14 protein-coding genes and 1 riboswitch are annotated in these 17,678 nt (G+C 51.0%); of the genes, 8 read left to right on the top strand and 6 right to left on the bottom strand.

Going from position 1 to position 17,678, the window contains the following annotated elements; genetic code table 11:
- The first annotated feature begins 78 nt into the window (after window positions 1-78).
- From PJDR2_RS04560 to PJDR2_RS04570, 3 genes are read left to right on the top strand one after another with little or no spacing between them, the layout of a single operon-like run.
- Window positions 79-1,449 (top strand): spore germination protein, encoded by a 1,371-nt coding sequence (locus PJDR2_RS04560; RefSeq protein ID WP_015842513.1) that lies wholly within the window; start codon window positions 79-81, stop codon window positions 1,447-1,449.
- A gap of 38 nt (window positions 1,450-1,487) precedes the next feature.
- Window positions 1,488-2,591 (top strand): GerAB/ArcD/ProY family transporter, encoded by a 1,104-nt coding sequence (locus PJDR2_RS04565; protein WP_041613289.1) that lies wholly within the window; start codon window positions 1,488-1,490, stop codon window positions 2,589-2,591.
- Window positions 2,588-3,679 carry a Ger(x)C family spore germination protein gene (locus PJDR2_RS04570; protein WP_015842515.1) on the top strand — a complete coding sequence of 364 codons (1,092 nt, stop codon included), beginning with the start codon at window positions 2,588-2,590 and terminating at the stop codon, window positions 3,677-3,679. Before PJDR2_RS04565 ends, PJDR2_RS04570 begins: the two co-directional genes overlap by 4 nt.
- Window positions 3,680-3,786: 107 nt before the next feature.
- On the opposite strand, the gene PJDR2_RS04575 is transcribed toward PJDR2_RS04570, so the two are convergent.
- The 4 genes from PJDR2_RS04575 to PJDR2_RS04590 form a co-directional block, all read right to left on the bottom strand.
- Window positions 3,787-5,439, bottom strand: coding sequence for a glycoside hydrolase family 43 protein (locus tag PJDR2_RS04575; RefSeq protein WP_015842516.1), 1,653 nt, complete (start codon window positions 5,437-5,439; stop codon window positions 3,787-3,789).
- An 18-nt stretch (window positions 5,440-5,457) separates the two neighbouring features.
- Window positions 5,458-6,282: a carbohydrate ABC transporter permease gene (locus tag PJDR2_RS04580; RefSeq protein WP_015842517.1), complete on the bottom strand. Its 825-nt coding sequence runs from the start codon at window positions 6,280-6,282 to the stop codon at window positions 5,458-5,460.
- 13 nt (window positions 6,283-6,295) lie between these two features.
- Window positions 6,296-7,186 (bottom strand): carbohydrate ABC transporter permease, encoded by an 891-nt coding sequence (locus PJDR2_RS04585; protein ID WP_015842518.1) that lies wholly within the window; start codon window positions 7,184-7,186, stop codon window positions 6,296-6,298.
- 72 nt (window positions 7,187-7,258) lie between these two features.
- Complete coding sequence (locus PJDR2_RS04590) at window positions 7,259-8,599, bottom strand: ABC transporter substrate-binding protein (protein ID WP_015842519.1); 1,341 nt, start codon at window positions 8,597-8,599, stop codon at window positions 7,259-7,261.
- 200 nt (window positions 8,600-8,799) lie between these two features.
- On the opposite strand from PJDR2_RS04590, the gene PJDR2_RS04595 reads away from it, so the two are divergent.
- From PJDR2_RS04595 to PJDR2_RS04605, 3 genes are read left to right on the top strand one after another with little or no spacing between them, the layout of a single operon-like run.
- Window positions 8,800-10,635, top strand: coding sequence for a cache domain-containing sensor histidine kinase (locus PJDR2_RS04595; protein WP_015842520.1), 1,836 nt, complete (start codon window positions 8,800-8,802; stop codon window positions 10,633-10,635).
- Complete coding sequence (locus PJDR2_RS04600; RefSeq protein ID WP_015842521.1) at window positions 10,610-12,208, top strand: response regulator; 1,599 nt, start codon at window positions 10,610-10,612, stop codon at window positions 12,206-12,208. The genes PJDR2_RS04595 and PJDR2_RS04600 overlap by 26 nt, the downstream gene beginning before the upstream one ends.
- 25 nt (window positions 12,209-12,233) lie before the next feature.
- Window positions 12,234-14,240 (top strand): beta-galactosidase, encoded by a 2,007-nt coding sequence (locus PJDR2_RS04605; RefSeq protein WP_015842522.1) that lies wholly within the window; start codon window positions 12,234-12,236, stop codon window positions 14,238-14,240.
- 84 nt (window positions 14,241-14,324) lie between these two features.
- On the opposite strand, the gene PJDR2_RS04610 is transcribed toward PJDR2_RS04605, so the two are convergent.
- Together PJDR2_RS04610 and PJDR2_RS04615 are read right to left on the bottom strand one after the other, a co-directional pair.
- Window positions 14,325-14,963: a cyclodeaminase/cyclohydrolase family protein gene (locus PJDR2_RS04610; protein WP_015842523.1), complete on the bottom strand. Its 639-nt coding sequence runs from the start codon at window positions 14,961-14,963 to the stop codon at window positions 14,325-14,327.
- Window positions 14,964-15,818 (bottom strand): bifunctional 5,10-methylenetetrahydrofolate dehydrogenase/5,10-methenyltetrahydrofolate cyclohydrolase, encoded by an 855-nt coding sequence (locus PJDR2_RS04615; RefSeq protein ID WP_015842524.1) that lies wholly within the window; start codon window positions 15,816-15,818, stop codon window positions 14,964-14,966.
- A gap of 83 nt (window positions 15,819-15,901) precedes the next feature.
- A riboswitch (ZMP/ZTP riboswitch) is annotated at window positions 15,902-15,986 on the bottom strand.
- Between the two features lie 133 nt (window positions 15,987-16,119).
- On the opposite strand from PJDR2_RS04615, the gene PJDR2_RS04620 reads away from it, so the two are divergent.
- Window positions 16,120-17,178 (top strand): CapA family protein, encoded by a 1,059-nt coding sequence (locus PJDR2_RS04620; protein WP_265525101.1) that lies wholly within the window; start codon window positions 16,120-16,122, stop codon window positions 17,176-17,178.
- Between the two features lie 73 nt (window positions 17,179-17,251).
- Entirely contained in the window at window positions 17,252-17,677 is a 426-nt protein-coding gene (locus tag PJDR2_RS04625) for a hypothetical protein (RefSeq protein ID WP_015842526.1), read from the top strand.
- The last annotated feature ends 1 nt before the right edge of the window (window position 17,678 follow it).

The raw sequence follows: 17,678 nt of genomic DNA on the forward strand, positions 1-17,678 counted from the left end.
GCGGCCATACATGGAACAGAATATTGTGGTAAGAATAATCGGTATATCCATAATCAGGAATGCAAGGAGGACGTCCTTATGCCCGATCTTTTTTCATCCGTTTATGGTCTGAACGAGTTGCCTGATACGGAACCTTTGCTGGAGCTGTTAAAAGGAGCCTTTGCGGATTCCGTTGATTTCCGAACGGTATTAATCGGAGCGTTGGAAAAAGACGAATTGTATTTGTGCTATTTCCAATCGTTATGCTCTTCGCAAAAGCTGGATTTCTTGCTGGGAGAAGATAGCGGAGGGAATCTAACCGCCCGGCTTACCCGATATAGCGGAACCGGATTAACCGAGGGAGAATTTCAGCGTTGCGAAGCAGCCATCTGCAACGGGTATGCCGTTTTGTGCAAACGGGTTTCTTCGACGGGTCTGATTTTGCAGCTTTCGGAGAACCAGCAAAGAGGTGTCGGAACTCCGATTACCGAGAATGTTCTTCAAGGCCCGATGAATGCCTTTATAGAGGATCTGGATGTCAATACCGCCTTGATCAGACAACAAATTCATTCTTCTAAGCTGAAAATGTGGGAAACGATAGTCGGAACGGCCAGCTATACCCGTGTCGCGCTATTTTATTATGAGGGTGCAATCGACGCTGATCTGCTGGGGCAGCTTAAAGAAAGGATTGCTAATATTCGGACGGATGCGATTCAGGACAGCGTTCAGATTGTAAACCTGCTGATGTCGAAAAAAAGGCTGCATTTATTCCCCTTGGCAATCTCTACCGAAAGGCCCGACCGCGTCTCCATGGATCTGCTTAAGGGCAAAGCCATTATTATGATTGACGGTTCTCCGTTCGCCTTAAGCGTCCCTTCGGTGTATACCGATTTTTGGCATTCGCCTGAAGATAAGTACGTTAATCCGTTCGTCACTCAATTTCTACTTACCTTGCGCTTTCTTGCCATGTTCATCAATTTGTTTCTGCCGGCTTTGTATGTGGCGTTGACCTCGATAAACGTAGATGTGAACCGCCTGGAGATCAGCCTGGCAGCTGCTGCAAGCCGGGAGGGCGTGCCCTATCCCGTTTTTATAGAGACGCTGCTTATGCTTGTCATGATTGACTTTATTACCGAGGCCGGCTTGCGGCTGCCCAAGACCGTAAGCTCGACTGTTACGATGGTTGGGGGCGTCGTGCTTGGACAAGCGATTATCCAGGCGAATATCGTCAGCAATCTGCTCATTATCGTTGTGGCGGCTACGGCCATCACGAATTTTATCGTCATTGATTATCAAATGGGATTGGTTCAGAGGATCTTGAAGTATTTCATTGTAGTAGGGGCATCGATTGCCGGGCTTCTGGGTATTCTCTTCTGCTTTGCTTGTCTTGTGTTCTATCTTAGCTGCCTGGAGACGTTTGGGGCTCCTTATCTTACATCCTTATGGTCTAAAAAGAATAAGACAACTTAGCCTGGAATAATGTCCATATGCACCAAAAGGGGTGTCTCATGAAACGTCTATCGACTATTGGCGGTTACGAATTTTTTGCTATTCAAATGTTATACTCCGGTGCGTCAGCCGGTTTTATATATCCGAGCTTTATCGTCCGCAGCACGGAAGGAGCCTATTGGATTCCCATTACCATCTGGGTCGCGTGCGCGATTTTTAGCTCGTGGATATACAGCCGGCTGCTTATCCGATTAAACGGAGAATTGCTGCTGCGCCGTATACATGCCTCCATAGGTTTATTCTGGACATGCCTCATTTGCCTGCCCGTGCTTTTGTTCTTTCTTACCGCGCTTGTTATTATGCTGAGGGCGTACTCGGAGGTCATTACGATGACCATGCTTCCCACTACACCTATTTCCTTTCTGAACGGAATGCTTATTGCCCCCGCCGCGTTGGCGCTAGCAGGGATAATGCCGATCGTGAGGGCAGCCAGAGTATTTTTTCTGCTAACTCTGCTGTTAACGGTATTATTGCTGATTGTTGGGCTAAGTGATGTGCACTGGACGCTTGGTGCTCCCTGGATCAGAACAAACGGCGATTTCTTCTATGACAAACGCTTTTATGCCGGATCTTTTATGTGGATGGGTTTCGTCATTACATCGTTTATCGGACCTTATACGCGGCAGTCCGCAAGAAGCGCCATAAGCAGCTATACCGTTGCGATTCTGTGCACGCTGCCTTTAATCGCCGGTTATATCTATTTGCCTGTCCTGACGTTCGGGAGAGATTTAAGCAAGCGCTTGACAGTCCCTTTCATTTCAAAAATGGATTCCGTCTCCCACTATTGGATTTTGTTTGAGAATTTGACCGCCATCTTTGTCTCCGTCACGATGTTCTACATTCTAGTCATCATGGCATTGAAAATGCATGCGATAGGAGAAATGTTCAGCACTTTAATGCCTCGAGCAAACAGACCGGTCATATACGCAGTGGCGTTATTGGCCGTATATACGGCAGCAACGATGCTCACCTCCTGGAGGGAAATTGAGAGCATTACCATCGTAACAATAGGCATCAGGCTTTATGTTATGTTTGTTTTTCCTTTGCTCGGGATGCTTGCCCTGGCATATGGCCGGAGAGCCGGAAAGGAAGAAGGGATATGAGGAGAAGAAGGCTAGGATGGAGGCTGGCAATCCTGCTATGCCTGCTTATGCTCATCGTGTCTGGATGCTGGGATTCCAAAGACGTGGACAACCGGATGATGGTTGGCGTAATAGGGCTTGAAAAGTCTACCGATTCCTCATTAAACGTATGGTTTCGGTTTCCTCTGCCCAAGGGGACGCAAGAAAACAAGAAAGATGATTTTTTTACGCTTAGCCAGTATGGGGAGACCGTATCGGATGCGATGAGCAAAGTGAAATACAAGCTGCCTAAGGCGCTTGACCCTTCCTCCACGCGCGCGATTTTGCTGGACGAGTCTTTGGCCAAGGAGGGACTTGATCCTTATTTGGAGTTTGCCATAAGAGAAAGGTCCGTTCCGCTGGATGCCGTGGTTGCAGTCATTAGAGGGGATATGGAGCGCATATTTACGAACACGAATCCGACGGGAGAGCTTTCGGGTATTTATACCAAGCTGTTTTTCGAGACGTACGCGGGAGGAATTCCGAGAAAAAACAAAACGATGCTGTGGGAAGTATACTCTAAATTATACAGTCCCTTTCATACCAATCTGATTCCTTTGTTGACCGAAGGGAAGCAGAACTCTTTTGTTCTCGTCGGCAACGCGATTTTCGTGAAAGACAAGATCGTAGGGGAGCTAAACAAAGACGAGTCGCTTTTATACGAGATTTTTACGCATCGGTTTCACGATTCCGAGGTGGAGCTGATGAGCAAATCGGATATCCGTATCGTACATAACCATACCCGCGTAATCACGTCTTTTAAAGACGGCAAGCCGATTATTCGAATTAATTGCTCGCTTGTAACCACTCTTATAGACAGTTCCCGCTCACGGAAACAGAATGCTACCGAGGTTATCGCCGAGCTTGAAGCGGATTTGAATGCCCATGCCAAATCGATGTTTGAAAAAACGCAGCGGCTTGGAGCCGATGTGTTCGGTTTCGGCGATCGCTTCCGCAGCCGTCTTCAGCCGTCTGAGTACGAGAAATGGCCGGAAATGTTCAAGCATGCGGAGATCAGCTATACTTTCCGCGTGGATCTGAGAAATACGGGACTGGAGTTTCTCGACTGAAGCAACCCCTTTATCTATGAGCTGGCTCTGCCAAGCCTCATGCAAACTTAAAATAAAAGAAGTCGCCAGGATTCTCCTGCGCGTCTTCTTCTTTATCTCTAATCTCTCTACTCCGTACCCGTTTCTCTATACTCGAAATAATCGAAGTCCGCGTATTTCCGTTTCCGGTAGGAATCCTGGCAGCAGACGCCAACGAAGGCGCCGGTGAAATGGCCGTACTTCGAATATTCGTCCGAGCATTTGCTTGCGTCGAGAACGGGACCGATCTGCGTCCATTCCTCGCCGTCCGGGGAGCCGTAGAAGCGGAGCTCTTCGCCTTCGATAACGGCGCGCATATAAACCTTGTCCCAGCCGGCAACCGGCATCCGGGACTCTCGCAGTTCTACCTTAACGCCGTTGTCGGCATACAGAATGCCAAGGCATTTGCTGTTCAGGCTTTCGCTGTAGTAAATTCTTAAATAATAAAACATGTTCTGATCGTAAAATAACGTCAGTCCCGCCGTCTCGTGGAAATTATCCGGTTCGAACTCTACGCAGGTCTCGGTAACCGCATGGACGGATTGCAAGCGGCGGGCAATAAGGCTTTGCTCGTGAAGGGAGAACAAGGAGTCTCTGCCTCTCAGACGCATATAACCCGGCCGTGCTGTCAGGCTAACCCACGATTCGTTCAGCGGCACGCGAAGCGAGTTCAGATGCGCATTCCATTCGCCGCTGTCGAAATGTTCCCTTACCGGCTCTTTCTTCCATGGAGTTAGCGTCAGCGCCGCAGGCTGGACCGTAAGCTCAGCCCGCTGCCCTCCGGAAGCAAGGCGGAGCCAGCCGTCCTTGGTCCATTCGCAGGCCTGGATGGCGGTTTCCCGGCCCAGCATGCTTCGCTGATTCGAAGCGAGCGGCCTCGCCGTGAGATGCGCGATGTACGGGACGCCGTCCTGTGTTTCAACGAGAGAGCCGTGCCCGCTCTTTTGCAGTACGGAATCGGGGTTGTACTGATACGGCTTCAAGTAATCGTCAACGCCGCGCCGGTTCAGGTTAATCTCCTTCGCTGACGTAATAATGGGATTACATGGATCGGGTTCATAAGGACCAAACAGGGATTTGGAGCGGGCCACCGTGACGCCATGGCCAAAGCCGGTACCGCCTTCCGCCGCCATCATGTAATAGTAGCCGTTCCGCTTGTAGATATGCGGCGCCTCGAGACAGCCCATGCCGGTTGCCCCGCGGAAGATGCTGACAGGCTTGCCGAGCAGCTCGCGGCTTTCCGGATCGTATTCCTGGATAACGATAGAGCCGGGATGCTCGTAACCAAGCCGATTATCCCATTCGAGATTCAGCAGCCATTTTCGGCCGTCGTCATCGTGGAACAAGGAAGGATCGAACCCGGAGCTGTTCAAATAAGAACGTTCCGACCATGGCCCCGTAACGCTATTTGCCGTGACTACGTAATTGTCCAGATCAAAGAAATTGCCGGTTGTGCTGCGCATAATGGTATAGATGAGATAGAACAGCCTGGCATTCTCATCGTAGCTAAGGCATGGCGCCCATACGCCGCCCGATGCCTCGATGCCTTTTAAATCAAGCTGCGACTCGCGGTCCAGCGCATAGCCAAGCACCTGCCAGTTCGCCAGATCCTTGGAATGGTGAATTTGTACCCCGGGATACCACTCGAACGTTGAAGTCGCGATATAATAGTCATCCCCCACCCGAAGAATGGAAGGATCGGGGTTAAAGCCCTTCAGAATAGGATTCCGAATCATGGTCATGTCACTATTTTCCTCCTATTAGCCTTTAACGGCGCCGGCCGTTACGCCCTTCGTAATCTGCTCGTTAAACACAGCGTAGATAATGATAGCCGGGATCGACGTCAGTACCATAACCGCGAATTGGGAGCCGTAATCGGAAGAATACTGGCCGGTGAAGTTCATGACCGAGAACGGAAGCGTCTTGAGCGCATCCTTGCTAAGGAACGTGGATGCCATAATGAATTCATTCCAGCAGTTCAGGAAGGTCGTAACGACAACCGTAACCAGAGCTGGCTTGAGGAGCGGCGCGATGATCTGGAATACGATACGGTAAATGCTGCAGCCGTCCATAACGGCCGATTCTTCCAGCTCTTTCGGGATGCTTCTCAGGAAGCCGCTGAGCATAAACGTTCCAAGAGGAACGGATACCGCCGTATAAGGAAGAATCAAGCCCAGATAGGAATCCGTTAAGCCAAGCTCTTTGAAGATCGCGAAGTTAGGCAGCAGGGTTGCGTGAATAGGAATCATAATGCCAAGAAGCAGGATCGTGTACAGAAGGGTCCGCAGCTTCCATTGCATGCGGATAAACGCGTAAGACAACGTGAGCGATAACCCGACAGTCAGCAGGATCGTCACGATGGAGATAAACAAGCTGTTAAACAAATATTTTAAAAATTTCCCATCCACCCAGGCATTTACGTAGTTTTGCCACTGCGGCGAGCTAGGCCATTTCAGTATGCTATCGGAATAAAAGTCGGCACTCGAATTAAAGGAGAAGTCGACAAGCCAGATGAGAGGGAATAACTGTCCGGCGGCGACGATCAGGAAGAAAATCCAGATTGCCGTTTTTTTGCGTGCTATCATGTGTGTCGCCCTCCTAGAAGTCTGTCGCATCGCTGCGAGTAAGACGGTTGCTTAAATAAGTTGCAAGTAGACATACAATTACGAACAGAATCGAAATCGCGTTGGCGTAGCCGTATTGGCTGGCCGAGAACGCCTTGTTATACAGGTATACGGCAAGGAATTGCGTAGAGTCGCCGGGTCCGCCGTTTGTTGTGAGGAAGACGGTCTCCATCTGTTTCAATGCGGTAATGATGGCAAGCGTAAATTGAACGGCAATAACCGGTTTGAGGAGCGGAACCGTAATTTTCAGATGCATCCGGAAGCCGGAAGCGCCGTCGAGCTGCGCAGCTTCGTACAAGTCCTCGGAAATACCTTTAACGCCGGCGTAGTAGAACAGGAGACCCCAGCCAAAGCCTGCCCAGATCAGAATAAAGAGCATGGAGCCAAGAGCCGTGCTGCTCTCGCCAAGCCAAGCATGCTTCAAGGCATCAAGGCCAATAAGATCCAGCAGCTTGTTCAGCATGCCGAAGGTTGGATCAAGAAGGGAAAGCCACATTTTCGAAATAACGACAACCGAGATGACGCATGGAATAAAAAAGATCGTGCGGAAAATCTTCTCGGCCTTGCCCCCAAGACGGTCGAGAAGGATCGCGAAGAAAATACAAATCGGATGCTGCAGCACGATAAAGCCGATCCCGAGAAGAAGGGCGTTGCGAAGAGCGAGCCAGAACTTCCCGTCATGGAAGAGCAGATTCGCGTAGTTGTCGAAGCCAACCATCTTTACGTTGGTTCCCGGAGCAAGCGTATCGGTAAAGGAATAGTAGCCGCTGACCAGAATCGGAGCCAGGAAGGTAAGCGCGAACAGCAGCATACCGGGAGCTACGAATAGAAAAATGGCCGTTTTGTTTCTAAACACTCGATGCATGATAATCTCTCCATCCTTTAGAAAGGGATAAAGACAGGAGCGCCCTGTCCTTATCCGAGTCCTTTTATGCGTCTATTGGGTGTCCACCGCTGTCTGGAGTGCTTTAAGCAGTTCCTCGGGTGTCTGTTTGCTGGAGAAGAACTTGCCAAACGCGTTCTGGGAATCATCCTTGAACTTTGGCGTGCCGTAGTCGATGGCGGAAGCGCCGGATGTCGAAGCCGCGTTTACCAGAATGTCTGTCAGCGTCTTCTGAATTTCGCTTTCGCTGCCGCTCAGTTCGTATTTCTGAGCAGGAACGGCTGCGCCGGTATCCCAGGCTGTTTTCGCCCATTGGTTTGCGCTCATCAGGTAGTCAAAAAATTTCTTCGCTTCTTCCGGATGCTTCGAGCTGCTTACGAGGGCATAACCGCCGCCGTTCCAAGCGAGCAGATCGTCTACTGTACCTTTGCCGCCTTCGGCAACAGGGAATTTCACAACGCCAAGGTTTTGACGGAATTCTTCAGGCAGCGTCTCGTTGGTTGCCATGCCGGCTTCCCACGATCCCATGTACCACATGGCCGCTTTACCTTGGGAGAACAGGTTTTGGGATGCGCCGTAATCCGCTGTCATGAAGGAATCCTGGAACATCTTCGCATCGCGCACATCGGCGAGGTATTGAGCGGCTTTCAGGAAGTTCTCGTCGTCCGCGAATTTGGTCTTCTTATCGATGGCGTCCAGAATCAGATTCTGGTTGCCGCTGTAGCGTAGCACCACGTTCTGGAACATCTCGCCAAAGCTCCACAGATCTTTGCCGTTGATTGACATTGGCGCAATGCCTTTGTCGCGGAAAGCTTTTGCCGCATCAAGCAGCTCGGTCATCGTTGTAGGCACTTTCACGCCGTTGTCTTCAAACAGCTTTTTGTTGTAGTAGATGACTTCATAATCACTGTTCCGCGGCAGGCCGTACAGCTTGTCGCCAAACGTAAACGATTTGTACACGCCAGGCAGGAAGTTGAATTGCTCGCCTTCGTAAGCTTTAGGATCCAGCTCTTTTACGTAACCGGCTTGCACCAGCGTATTAAGCTCGGCCCCGCCGTGAACCATGGTAATGTCAAGCGGTTCATTGGAAGACATATAAGCCTTCAGCTTGCTCTTGAAAGGCTCCTCCGCAAGCGTCTCGACATCAATCTTGACGTTCGGATTTTCTTTCATGTAATTATCGATAACCGTTTGTTCGGCGAGCCCTTGTCCGGATTTGCGGTCCGGCAGGTTGGAGAAGAAGCGCAGGGTTACCTTGCTGGCGCCGCCGCCGTTCCCGCTGCTGCCGTCCGCCGTATTCGAGCTGTTGTTGCTGCCGCATGCGGCAAGCGTTGCAACGGATGCAACGGCTAAAGTCAATATGGACGCACGCGCCCAGTTGGAGTATCTCTTCATCGTAAATCCCCCTGATCTGTGATTAGGAATGTAAGCAATCTCTATTGCCTGCACCGATCATAACAAGCGGAATAATGGCTGGTCAGTAGAGAAAAAAAGACGAAGGTAGAAGTTTGTCGAAACCTTCTTCAAAGTCATTGTGATTGACGCAAAGGAAGAATAGAATAACAAAAAAGCAAAGAAAAGGCTTGTGATCGTTCATGCTGCGCGCTTATTTCAACTTAAGCCTGAAGTTCAAAATCATTATCCCGTTTGCGCTGCTCATGACAGTTTTTTCCGCTCTGCTTGGGTATTATGCGATTCAAACCTCAAAAACTCAAATCGTAAACAAGGTCAGCTCAACGAATCTCGGAGTTGTCCGGGTTGTGGAAAATAACATGCAGTCGATGCAAAAGGCGATATCGAACTGGGTGACGGTATTTGTCATGGACCCGTATATCCAGTCGACGCTCCAGATGGAGGTGCGTCCGCAAGAGGGGACGCTGGATCCTACCTTGTACAATGGGTCAACAACAACCCTAATGAATCAGATGCTGTTGACGGGCAATTTCGACTATGTCGCGCTGTACGGGAAGGAAGGACCGCCTCTGTTCCAGGTCGCAACCGATGACAGCAGCGGTTCGGGCACGATTCAGGAAATCCAGGCGAACCGGGTCTATAAGGAGACGGCTGTTTTGCGCGGAGCGCCGCTATGGTTTCCTCTAACCTCGGATAACGTATTTATTCAGAACAACCGCAAGGACAAGATCGGGATGACCCGGATTGTCCGTAACATCAATAATGGCTATACCATTGGTTTTATATTTGTAGGCGTGAATCAGGAGACCATCAAAGCGCAGTACTTGGCGAATTTGTATGACAAGGATCACGGCATCGTTATTCTGGATTCGACCGGCGAGCCTCTGCTGGAGGCTGGAAAACCTTTTTTCAAGGATGGGCAGTCGGAGCTTGATGCCATTCGCAAGGCTATTCCCGAATCGGGGTCCAAGGTCGTGAAGCTGGATGGAGAGAGCTTGCTTCTGACTTACAGCAAAGGGGAAAACGGCTGGCAATATCTCTACGCCGTACCGCTCAGCACGCTTACCAAAGAGCTGAATTCGATCAAGCAGTTCGTCATGCTGCTTATCGCGGTGTGGCTTGTCATGAGTATTCCGGTTATGCTGCTGCTCACGATGTTCCTGACCGCCCCGATCAAAAATCTGCTATTGTCAATGCGCCGTTTCCAGAACGGTCAATTCGACGAGAAAGTGGACGTCAAATACGGAGACGAGATCGGCTACTTGACTCAGGGGTACAACAGTATGGTAGAGAGCATCAAGGCCCTTGTTGATGATGCGTATGTACTTAGGCTCAGGGAGCAGGAGGCCGAGCTTAAAGCGCTGCAGGCGCAGATTAACCCTCATTTCCTGTACAACATGCTGGATACGATATTCTGGGAGGCGGAATCCGCCGGCCAGGAGAAAATCAGCGAGATGATTATTAATCTGTCGCGGTTGTTCCGTTTAAGTCTTAACCGCGGCAAAAGCTTCACCAACGTGGCGAAGGAACGCGAGCTTCTCGAGCTCTATCTTTCCCTGCAGAAAATGCGCTTCCGCGATGTGCTCGAATACGAGGTCGATATTTCTCCTGACCTAGGCGAGTATGTCATTCTGAAGCTTTTGCTTCAGCCGTTTGTCGAGAACGCCATTGTTCACGGCATTGAACGGAAGCGGGGCGGCGGGTTTGTGCGGGTAACGGGAACCCGCGAGGGTGACCGCCTGAAATTCGTGATCGAGGACAACGGATCGGGTATGGGAGAAGAGGAGCTGGCGAAGCTGACCGAGCTGCCGAAGGAAAGCGACATCAACGTCGGGCAAGATACAAGCGGTTATGCCGTCCGCAACGTTCAAGAACGGCTGAAGCATTATTACAAGGATGATTTCGAATTGACATACGATAGCAAGCCGGGACAAGGCACGCGGGTGCAGCTCATTATACCTGCGGTTCTATCAATGGGGGGAAGTGACGACCATGTATCGACTGCTTATCGTGGATGATGAGGAAAGAGCCCGCACGGGCATAAAAATGCTGATCGATTGGGCGGCTCACCGGATCGAGATCGTTGGCGAGGCGCGGGATGGCGCGGAGGCGCTCGAGATCATGGAGGGCAAGGGCGTCGATATTCTGCTGACGGATATCCGGATGCCGGTGATGGACGGCTTGGAGCTGATCCAGCAGGTCTCGAAGGTGCATCCCGCGGTCAGATGCATCATTATGAGCGGACACGACGAATTCGCTTATGCCCAGAAGGCGATGGCTTCCGGCGTTGCCCATTACCTGCTTAAGCCAAGCCGCAGGCAGGAAATTCTGGATCTGGTTATTAAGCTGACGGAGGAGATTGCCGAAGAAAGGCGCGAGAACGAGAAGCTGGAAGGACTACGCAGCGGCTTCCGGGAAAGCTTCCCTTTCCTCAAGGAATATGCGCTCAGCCGGCTCGCCTTGACCGAAACTCCTCCGTACGATCGGCTGCTTAACAATCTGATGCTTAGCGATATTTCCTTCCCTCTGCCGTTCTTTGGAGCGTTAATCGTGCAAATCGACAACCTGCATCTGGTTCAACAAAGGTTCGGCAGCGTGGATATCGAATTGTTCAAATACGCGCTCAAAAATATTGCCGAGGAGACGTTTGCGCCGTTATGCCGCTGCGCCGCCTTCGAGCATAACGACGACGTGGTGCTGCTGATGAACGCGGAGGAATGGCTCGACGCGAAGCTGCTCCTGCCTTACGCGGAAGCCGTTCAGCATAACGCGGAAGGCTATCTCAAGTTTACCGTCTCGGTGGGGATTGGCAGCTTTGACCGGGATATCCGGCATTTCCGCCCTTCGTTCCAAGAAGCGGAGAAGGCGTTAAACGCGAAATTTTACGAGGGCAGCGCAAAAATCACCGATTACCTGGAAGCGGCGGAGGAAGAGGATTTCACGCATACCTCTTATCCGCTAGAGAGCGAGAAGGCCGTTCTTCAGGCGATTGTAAAAGGAGAAGAAGCGTTGATTCGCGGCAGTTTGCAGGACTTCCTCGCTTCGCTGCAGCCGGAGAGCTCCTCGAAGGAGAACGTCAGCAATTCGATCTATGCGCTTTATTTCGCTCTCTACCGGGATTGCATTGAACGGAATGTCAATGTAATGGAGGTGTTCGGCAGCGGTCTGAATGAAATCCCCCGCATGATGGCCCGTTCCGGCCTGGAGCATATTGTGGCAACGCTGACGGATACGGCGCTCAAAATCGCGGATCAGCTGTCGGCGCGCAAAAACGGCAACAAGCTGTTCGAGTCGATACTCGCTTACGTTCATGAGCATTTCCGGCTGGATATCAGCCGGGAATCGGTTGCCCGCGAGGTGTACGTAACGCCGGGTTATATCAGTTATTTGTTCAAGCAGCAGATGCAGACAAGCTTTATCGAATATCTTCACCGCATTCGCATCGAGTATGCTTCCCGTCTGCTTAAGGACCCAAGCCTAAGGATCTCGGATATCGCTCACGAATCCGGGTATCAGGACGAGAAATACTTTTTCCAGGTGTTCAAGAAGCATACCGGCATGACGCCAACCCAATACCGCAATAACTTATAAAACCTTTGACAGGGGAGAGATGACGTTGAACAAGCTGTTCTATGGAGTAGCCTATTACGACGAGTATATGCCTTACGAAAGATTAAGCACGGATATTGAGATGATGAAGGAAGCGGGGATTAATCTGGTCCGCATCGCGGAATCGACCTGGAGCACGCATGAGCCGCAAAACGGCGTATTTGATTTCTCCAGCGTGGACCGCGTGCTGGATGCCATGCATGAAGCGGGTATTCACGTGATTGTCGGAACGCCAACCTACGCGGTGCCCACCTGGATGGTGAAGGAACATCCGGACGTACTGGCTGAGACGCCGGACGGACCGGGCCGCTACGGGGCGCGGCAGATTATGGACATTACGAACCCTTCGTATTTGTTTTATTCCGAGCGTATTATCCGCAAGCTGATCAGCCGGGTATGCGGGCATCCCGCCGTTATCGGTTATCAGGTAGATAACGAAACAAAGCATTACCGGACAAGCGGTCCTAACGTACAGCTTCGCTTCGTTAAGTATATGAGGGAGAAGTTCGGTACGGTAGAGCGGCTGAACGAGGAATTTGGCCTCGATTACTGGAGCAACCGGATTAACAGCTGGGAGGACTTCCCGTCGGCTGTAGGTACGATCAACGGAAGCCTTGGAGCGGAGTTCGCAAGATTCCAGCGGCAGCTCGTGACCGATTTCCTCGCGTGGCAGGCATCCATTGTGAACGAGTATAAACGTCCGGGTCAATTCGTTACGCATAACTTTGATTTTGAATGGCGGGGTTATTCCTTTGGCGTTCAGCCGGACGTGGACCATTTCGAAGCGGCGAAGGCGCTCGACATCGCGGGCGTTGATATTTATCATCCGTCGCAGGATGATCTCACCGGGAAGGAAATTTCCTTCGGCGGAGACTCGACCCGATCGCTGAAAGGGATGAACTATTTCGTGCTGGAGACGCAAGCCCAAGCGTTCCCGAACTGGACGCCTTATCCGGGCCAGCTGCTGCAGCAGGCATTCAGCCACTTGGCTTCCGGCGCTAATATGGTCGAATATTGGCATTGGCATTCCATTCATAACTCTTTCGAAACGTATTGGAAAGGCCTGCTCAGCCATGACTTGGGGCCAAATCCGACTTATAACGAAGCCAGGATTGTTGGCCGCCAATTCGCCCGTTTGTCGGACAAGCTGGTTAACCTCAAGAAGACGAACCGCGCTGCCGTCCTAGTGAGCAACGAAGCGTTGACGTCTCTCGACTGGTTTAAGCTGCCTGGCGGAGAGGTCCGTTACAATGATATCGTCCGTCTCATGTACGACCGGCTGTACGAGATGAATATCGGCTGCGATATTTTGCATCCGGGGTCTATCGAGCTGCTGGGCAATTACGATTTGATCGTTGTGCCGGCGTTGTACGCTGCATCAGGCGAGCTTCTTGAGGCTTTGAACCGCTACGTCGAGAACGGCGGCCATGTCGTATATACGTTCAAGAGCGGTTTTGCGAACGAGCATATTAAGGTGCGGACGGGCGCTCAGCCAGGCCTCATCGAGAAAGCTTGCGGCATTCGTTATTCGCAATTTGCGGAGCCTAGCAAGGTGTCGCTGAAAGGGAATCCGTTTGGCGTTGGGGAGTCTGACAATAACGTTGAGGTATGGATGGAGCTGCTTACGCCAACTACGGCGGAGGTGCTTGCTTGGTACGATCATCCGCATTGGGGACAATACGCGGCGATCACGACCAACCGGCATGGCGAAGGCGTCGCAACCTATATCGGCTGCCTGCCAAGCGAAGCGGCTGCCCGCAAAGTGCTGGAGGGAGCATGCCGCGAAGCGGGAATTTGGGGAGTCGACCAGGAGCTTCAGTTCCCGGTTATCGTTAAGACGGGGACTAACGAGTCCGGCAAAACAATCCGCTATTATTTCAATTATTCGGATGAACCGCAATCCTTCGTCTATCCTCATGGAGACGGCGCCGAGCTGCTCGGTGACCTCGGGCTCCGCTCGGGTGAAACGATTGAGCTTGAGCGTTGGGGCGTAGCGATAGTAGAGGAAGCTTAAGTAAAAGGGCTGTTCCTATAAGTCATTAAGTTGACTAAGGGACAGCCTCTTTCTTTTCAGCTACATTGGATTTCGTATGGAAAATTAATTTAGGATGCGATTGCGGGTGATTTGCAGGGAACTGCTTTTAAGATCCTGAATCTCGTTCATTAGCAAAGCCACTTTGTCCGAATACAGCCGTTTCAGCTCCAAGTCCTTTAACGAGGCAAGATTGATCTCGATCGTCAGCAGTGCAGACTGCGCCGCGGCTTCGAACAAGATTGCTCCAATCCCCAGATCGGAAATGACGTTTTTGTTAGAAGAATCCGCAATGCGGTGGGTAAAGGCCAGACCTTCCCGGCACACCTCAATGAGGCGTAGTGGAACATCAATCGCTTGAATCGCAGCTTGGTGAAGCGCGTTTTTGCGTATAAGTTTCTCTTCATCCGAGCTCTTAGGGAGCTTGAGCGCATCCATGTATCTATTAAAAGAAGAGATATCCGCCTGAAGCAGCTCTTCGCATTCTGCCGTTGATCGACGCATCTGCTCTATGACTTCAGCGATAGCAGATTGAATATCGGCGAATTTATCTCCCTGAGTCAAGTTCCCGACCATTGAAGTCATCGAAGCTCCAAGCGCAGCAATCAATGCGGCTACGCTTCCTCCACCCGGCGTAGGATTGGAGCTGCCGGCTTGCTGCAGGAAATGGCGGATGGAAACATCCCACGTCATTGTTGTCGTCATTTATTTGCGCTCCCCGAATTGAAGCTCAATAGCCTTCATTAGATTCTCGTACAGGATAGCCGTTGTTAACGTTCCGACCCCGCCAGGTACAGGGGATACCGCCGCTGCGCTTGATTGAACGTCGATTGCTACGTCGCCAACCATTTTACCCTGCGGCGTTTCATTAATTCCGGCATCGATAATAACCAGATCGGAATGAACCATATTTTGCTCAACGATATTTGGACGGCCAACCGCGACAAAGGCGATTTCGGCATGGCTCAGATGGGAAGCGATGTCCGGCGTGCGCGAATGACAGACGGTTACGGTGGCGTTCTCGCGCTGAAGCATATGGAACAGCGGGAGTCCGACGGTTTGGCCGCGTCCGACGAGCGTTACATTCTTGCCTTCGAGCGTATAACCGTAATGCTGCAGAAGCCGGATGCAGGATTGCGGAGTGGCCGGATAGAGACCGCTGTCACCCGTTACCGTAGCAAGCTTGTTAGCAGGCGTAACTCCATCCACGTCTTTCAGCGGGGAGATCGCCTTCTCAATCGTGCTCGCCGACAGGTGCCGGGGCAGGGGCAGTTCTAGCATTATGCCATGAACGGATGGATCGTTGTTTAGCCGATTAACAAGCTGAAGGATCTCTTCTTCCGCAACCTCTGCCGTGAACGCGTGGAGAGTAAAAGCTACGCCCAGCTTCTCGGCAATTTTTTGCTTGGCCCCGGCATAATAGGCCGATGCGGGATCTCCTTCGACCAGAATGGCCGCCATACGAGGCTGGATCCCGTTGTGCTTCCACTTCTCCACCTTTGTCCGGATTCCTTCGTATACCTGATCTGCTGCTTCCTTCGCTTTCAAGAGTTTTGTCATTCCAATCCCTCCATGCCATTTTGTTCATGAACGAAAAAAAGTATCCGCGGAAGGCTCGCGAAAAAACGCGAGTCTATCCTCAGATACTTTTCCCAGGCGAACGGAACGTCCAATCTGCATGCTCCCTCGTGGTTGATTCCACTTTTTTCGCCAGTCGCATACAACGTTATTTTTCTTACTGTATCAAAAGTTTGAACGAAAGAAAAGCCTTTCCCTTCTAGTAATCTATTTCTTCCTTCCGGCATACACATTAGTAGTCTTGGTTGGAAGATACATAGATTCCATGGAGGGTACGATGCGAATGACAGTGCTTAAATACGTTATGGCTTTGCTTCTTTTTCTGGGCTTTAATCTGGAGGCGGCGGGCAATGTGACGGCGGTAGCCTCCTCTGCTTCGGCACAGCCGGCAGCCACAGAGGACAAGCCGATCGAGATCAGCTTTGCGGGGGATATTTTGCTGGACGGGAAGGTTGCGGCGAATATAGAGAAGTATGGCGTGAATTACCCGTTTGAGAAGGTACGCAGCCTATTATCCGGTTCGGACATCAGCTTCGCCAATCTGGAGACTCCGGTCTCGACACGCGGTCAAAAGGCGATTAAAACGTACACCTTCCGTTCCGCGCCCAAAACGCTGCAAGCGATCGTTAACTCCGGAATCGACGGAGTATCCGTCGCGAATAACCACACGCTCGACTACGGGGTGGACGCGCTGACCGACACGATAGATTATCTGGACGAATACAAGATTGGCCATACCGGGGCCGGCAGCAATATCGACGAGGCATTCACCGCTTATTCCAAGAAGGTCAACGGGAAGAAGGTTGCGATCGTTGGCATCAGCCGGGTGCTCTCGGGCCCAAGCTGGTACGCGGGGAATAACAAGGCGGGTATCGCCTCGGGTTACGATTTCGATACGATGATGCGTTACGTCAAGAACGCGGTTAAATATTCGGACATAACGGTCATCTATATCCACTGGAATAACGAATACCAGGATTACCCGGAGGATTATGCGAGAACGTATGCGAAAGCTTTTATCGACGCGGGGGTAGATGCCGTAATCGGCAGCCACAGCCATTGTTTGCAGGGCATCGAGACGTATAAGGGCAAACCGATCTTCTATTCCCTCGGCAACTTTGTATTTACCCCAACGCAGCGCTCGAACAAAGCGTACGACTCCATGATTGCTACCCTGACGTTCGACGGGGATAAGGTGAGCAGTAAAATCACGCCGGTGAAAATCGATAACACAAGACCTATTCTGCGGGAAGAAGCTTATAATGAAACGACTTATTCGAAGCTCAACAAGATTTCTTTCAACGTAAAGGTTAACAAGGATGGGACGGTATCTGCAAAATAACGGCAAGAAAAGGGATTAAAAGCCCCTTGGCGAATTATTGTCCGACGGACAAAAATGCCAGGGGGTTATGTTTTTGAGAATCGGTAAGTCCAAATCCAAATCCAAATTCAGATTTTGGATCTTTTTAGCCTTGTTCATTATTACGGTTGTTGTCATTAATGTCGTGTCCAAAAATGCCGATGGAACCAGTGTAGCCGTCTCAACCGTAAAAACCGAGATCAACGGCAAGCTGAGCTTGAAGATCGGCTCGCTGAAGGGGAATTACAAGGTAGACGATTTCTCCGTCGCGGAAGCGGGGCCGGTAAGCATTCCTTATGAGGCGTCTTCGGAAGAGGGCTCGTTTATCCTCAAGGTCAGCCATGATGACGAGACCGTTTGGGAGAAAACCGTAACTTCCAAGGAGACTGGCAACATTGAGTTTGAAGCAATAAAGGAACGCTACAAAATCACAATCGAAACCGAATCGGCGAAAAAGCTTGTTATCAAGCTGTCGCGGTAAG

Origin of the sequence: Paenibacillus sp. JDR-2 (assembly GCF_000023585.1) — a bacterium.
Lineage (GTDB): Bacteria > Bacillota > Bacilli > Paenibacillales > Paenibacillaceae > Pristimantibacillus.

Coding starts and splice junctions, on each gene's coding strand:
- PJDR2_RS04585 (WP_015842518.1), bottom strand. CDS start 7,186: ATGCATCGAGTGTTTAGAAACAAAACGGCCATTTTTCTATTCGTAGCT.
- PJDR2_RS04570 (WP_015842515.1), top strand. CDS start 2,588: ATGAGGAGAAGAAGGCTAGGATGGAGGCTGGCAATCCTGCTATGCCTG.
- PJDR2_RS04565 (WP_041613289.1), top strand. CDS start 1,488: ATGAAACGTCTATCGACTATTGGCGGTTACGAATTTTTTGCTATTCAA.
- PJDR2_RS04600 (WP_015842521.1), top strand. CDS start 10,610: ATGTATCGACTGCTTATCGTGGATGATGAGGAAAGAGCCCGCACGGGC.
- PJDR2_RS04575 (WP_015842516.1), bottom strand. CDS start 5,439: ATGACCATGATTCGGAATCCTATTCTGAAGGGCTTTAACCCCGATCCT.
- PJDR2_RS04560 (WP_015842513.1), top strand. CDS start 79: ATGCCCGATCTTTTTTCATCCGTTTATGGTCTGAACGAGTTGCCTGAT.
- PJDR2_RS04580 (WP_015842517.1), bottom strand. CDS start 6,282: ATGATAGCACGCAAAAAAACGGCAATCTGGATTTTCTTCCTGATCGTC.
- PJDR2_RS04590 (WP_015842519.1), bottom strand. CDS start 8,599: ATGAAGAGATACTCCAACTGGGCGCGTGCGTCCATATTGACTTTAGCC.
- PJDR2_RS04610 (WP_015842523.1), bottom strand. CDS start 14,963: ATGACGACAACAATGACGTGGGATGTTTCCATCCGCCATTTCCTGCAG.
- PJDR2_RS04620 (WP_265525101.1), top strand. CDS start 16,120: ATGACAGTGCTTAAATACGTTATGGCTTTGCTTCTTTTTCTGGGCTTT.
- PJDR2_RS04595 (WP_015842520.1), top strand. CDS start 8,800: ATGCTGCGCGCTTATTTCAACTTAAGCCTGAAGTTCAAAATCATTATC.
- PJDR2_RS04615 (WP_015842524.1), bottom strand. CDS start 15,818: ATGACAAAACTCTTGAAAGCGAAGGAAGCAGCAGATCAGGTATACGAA.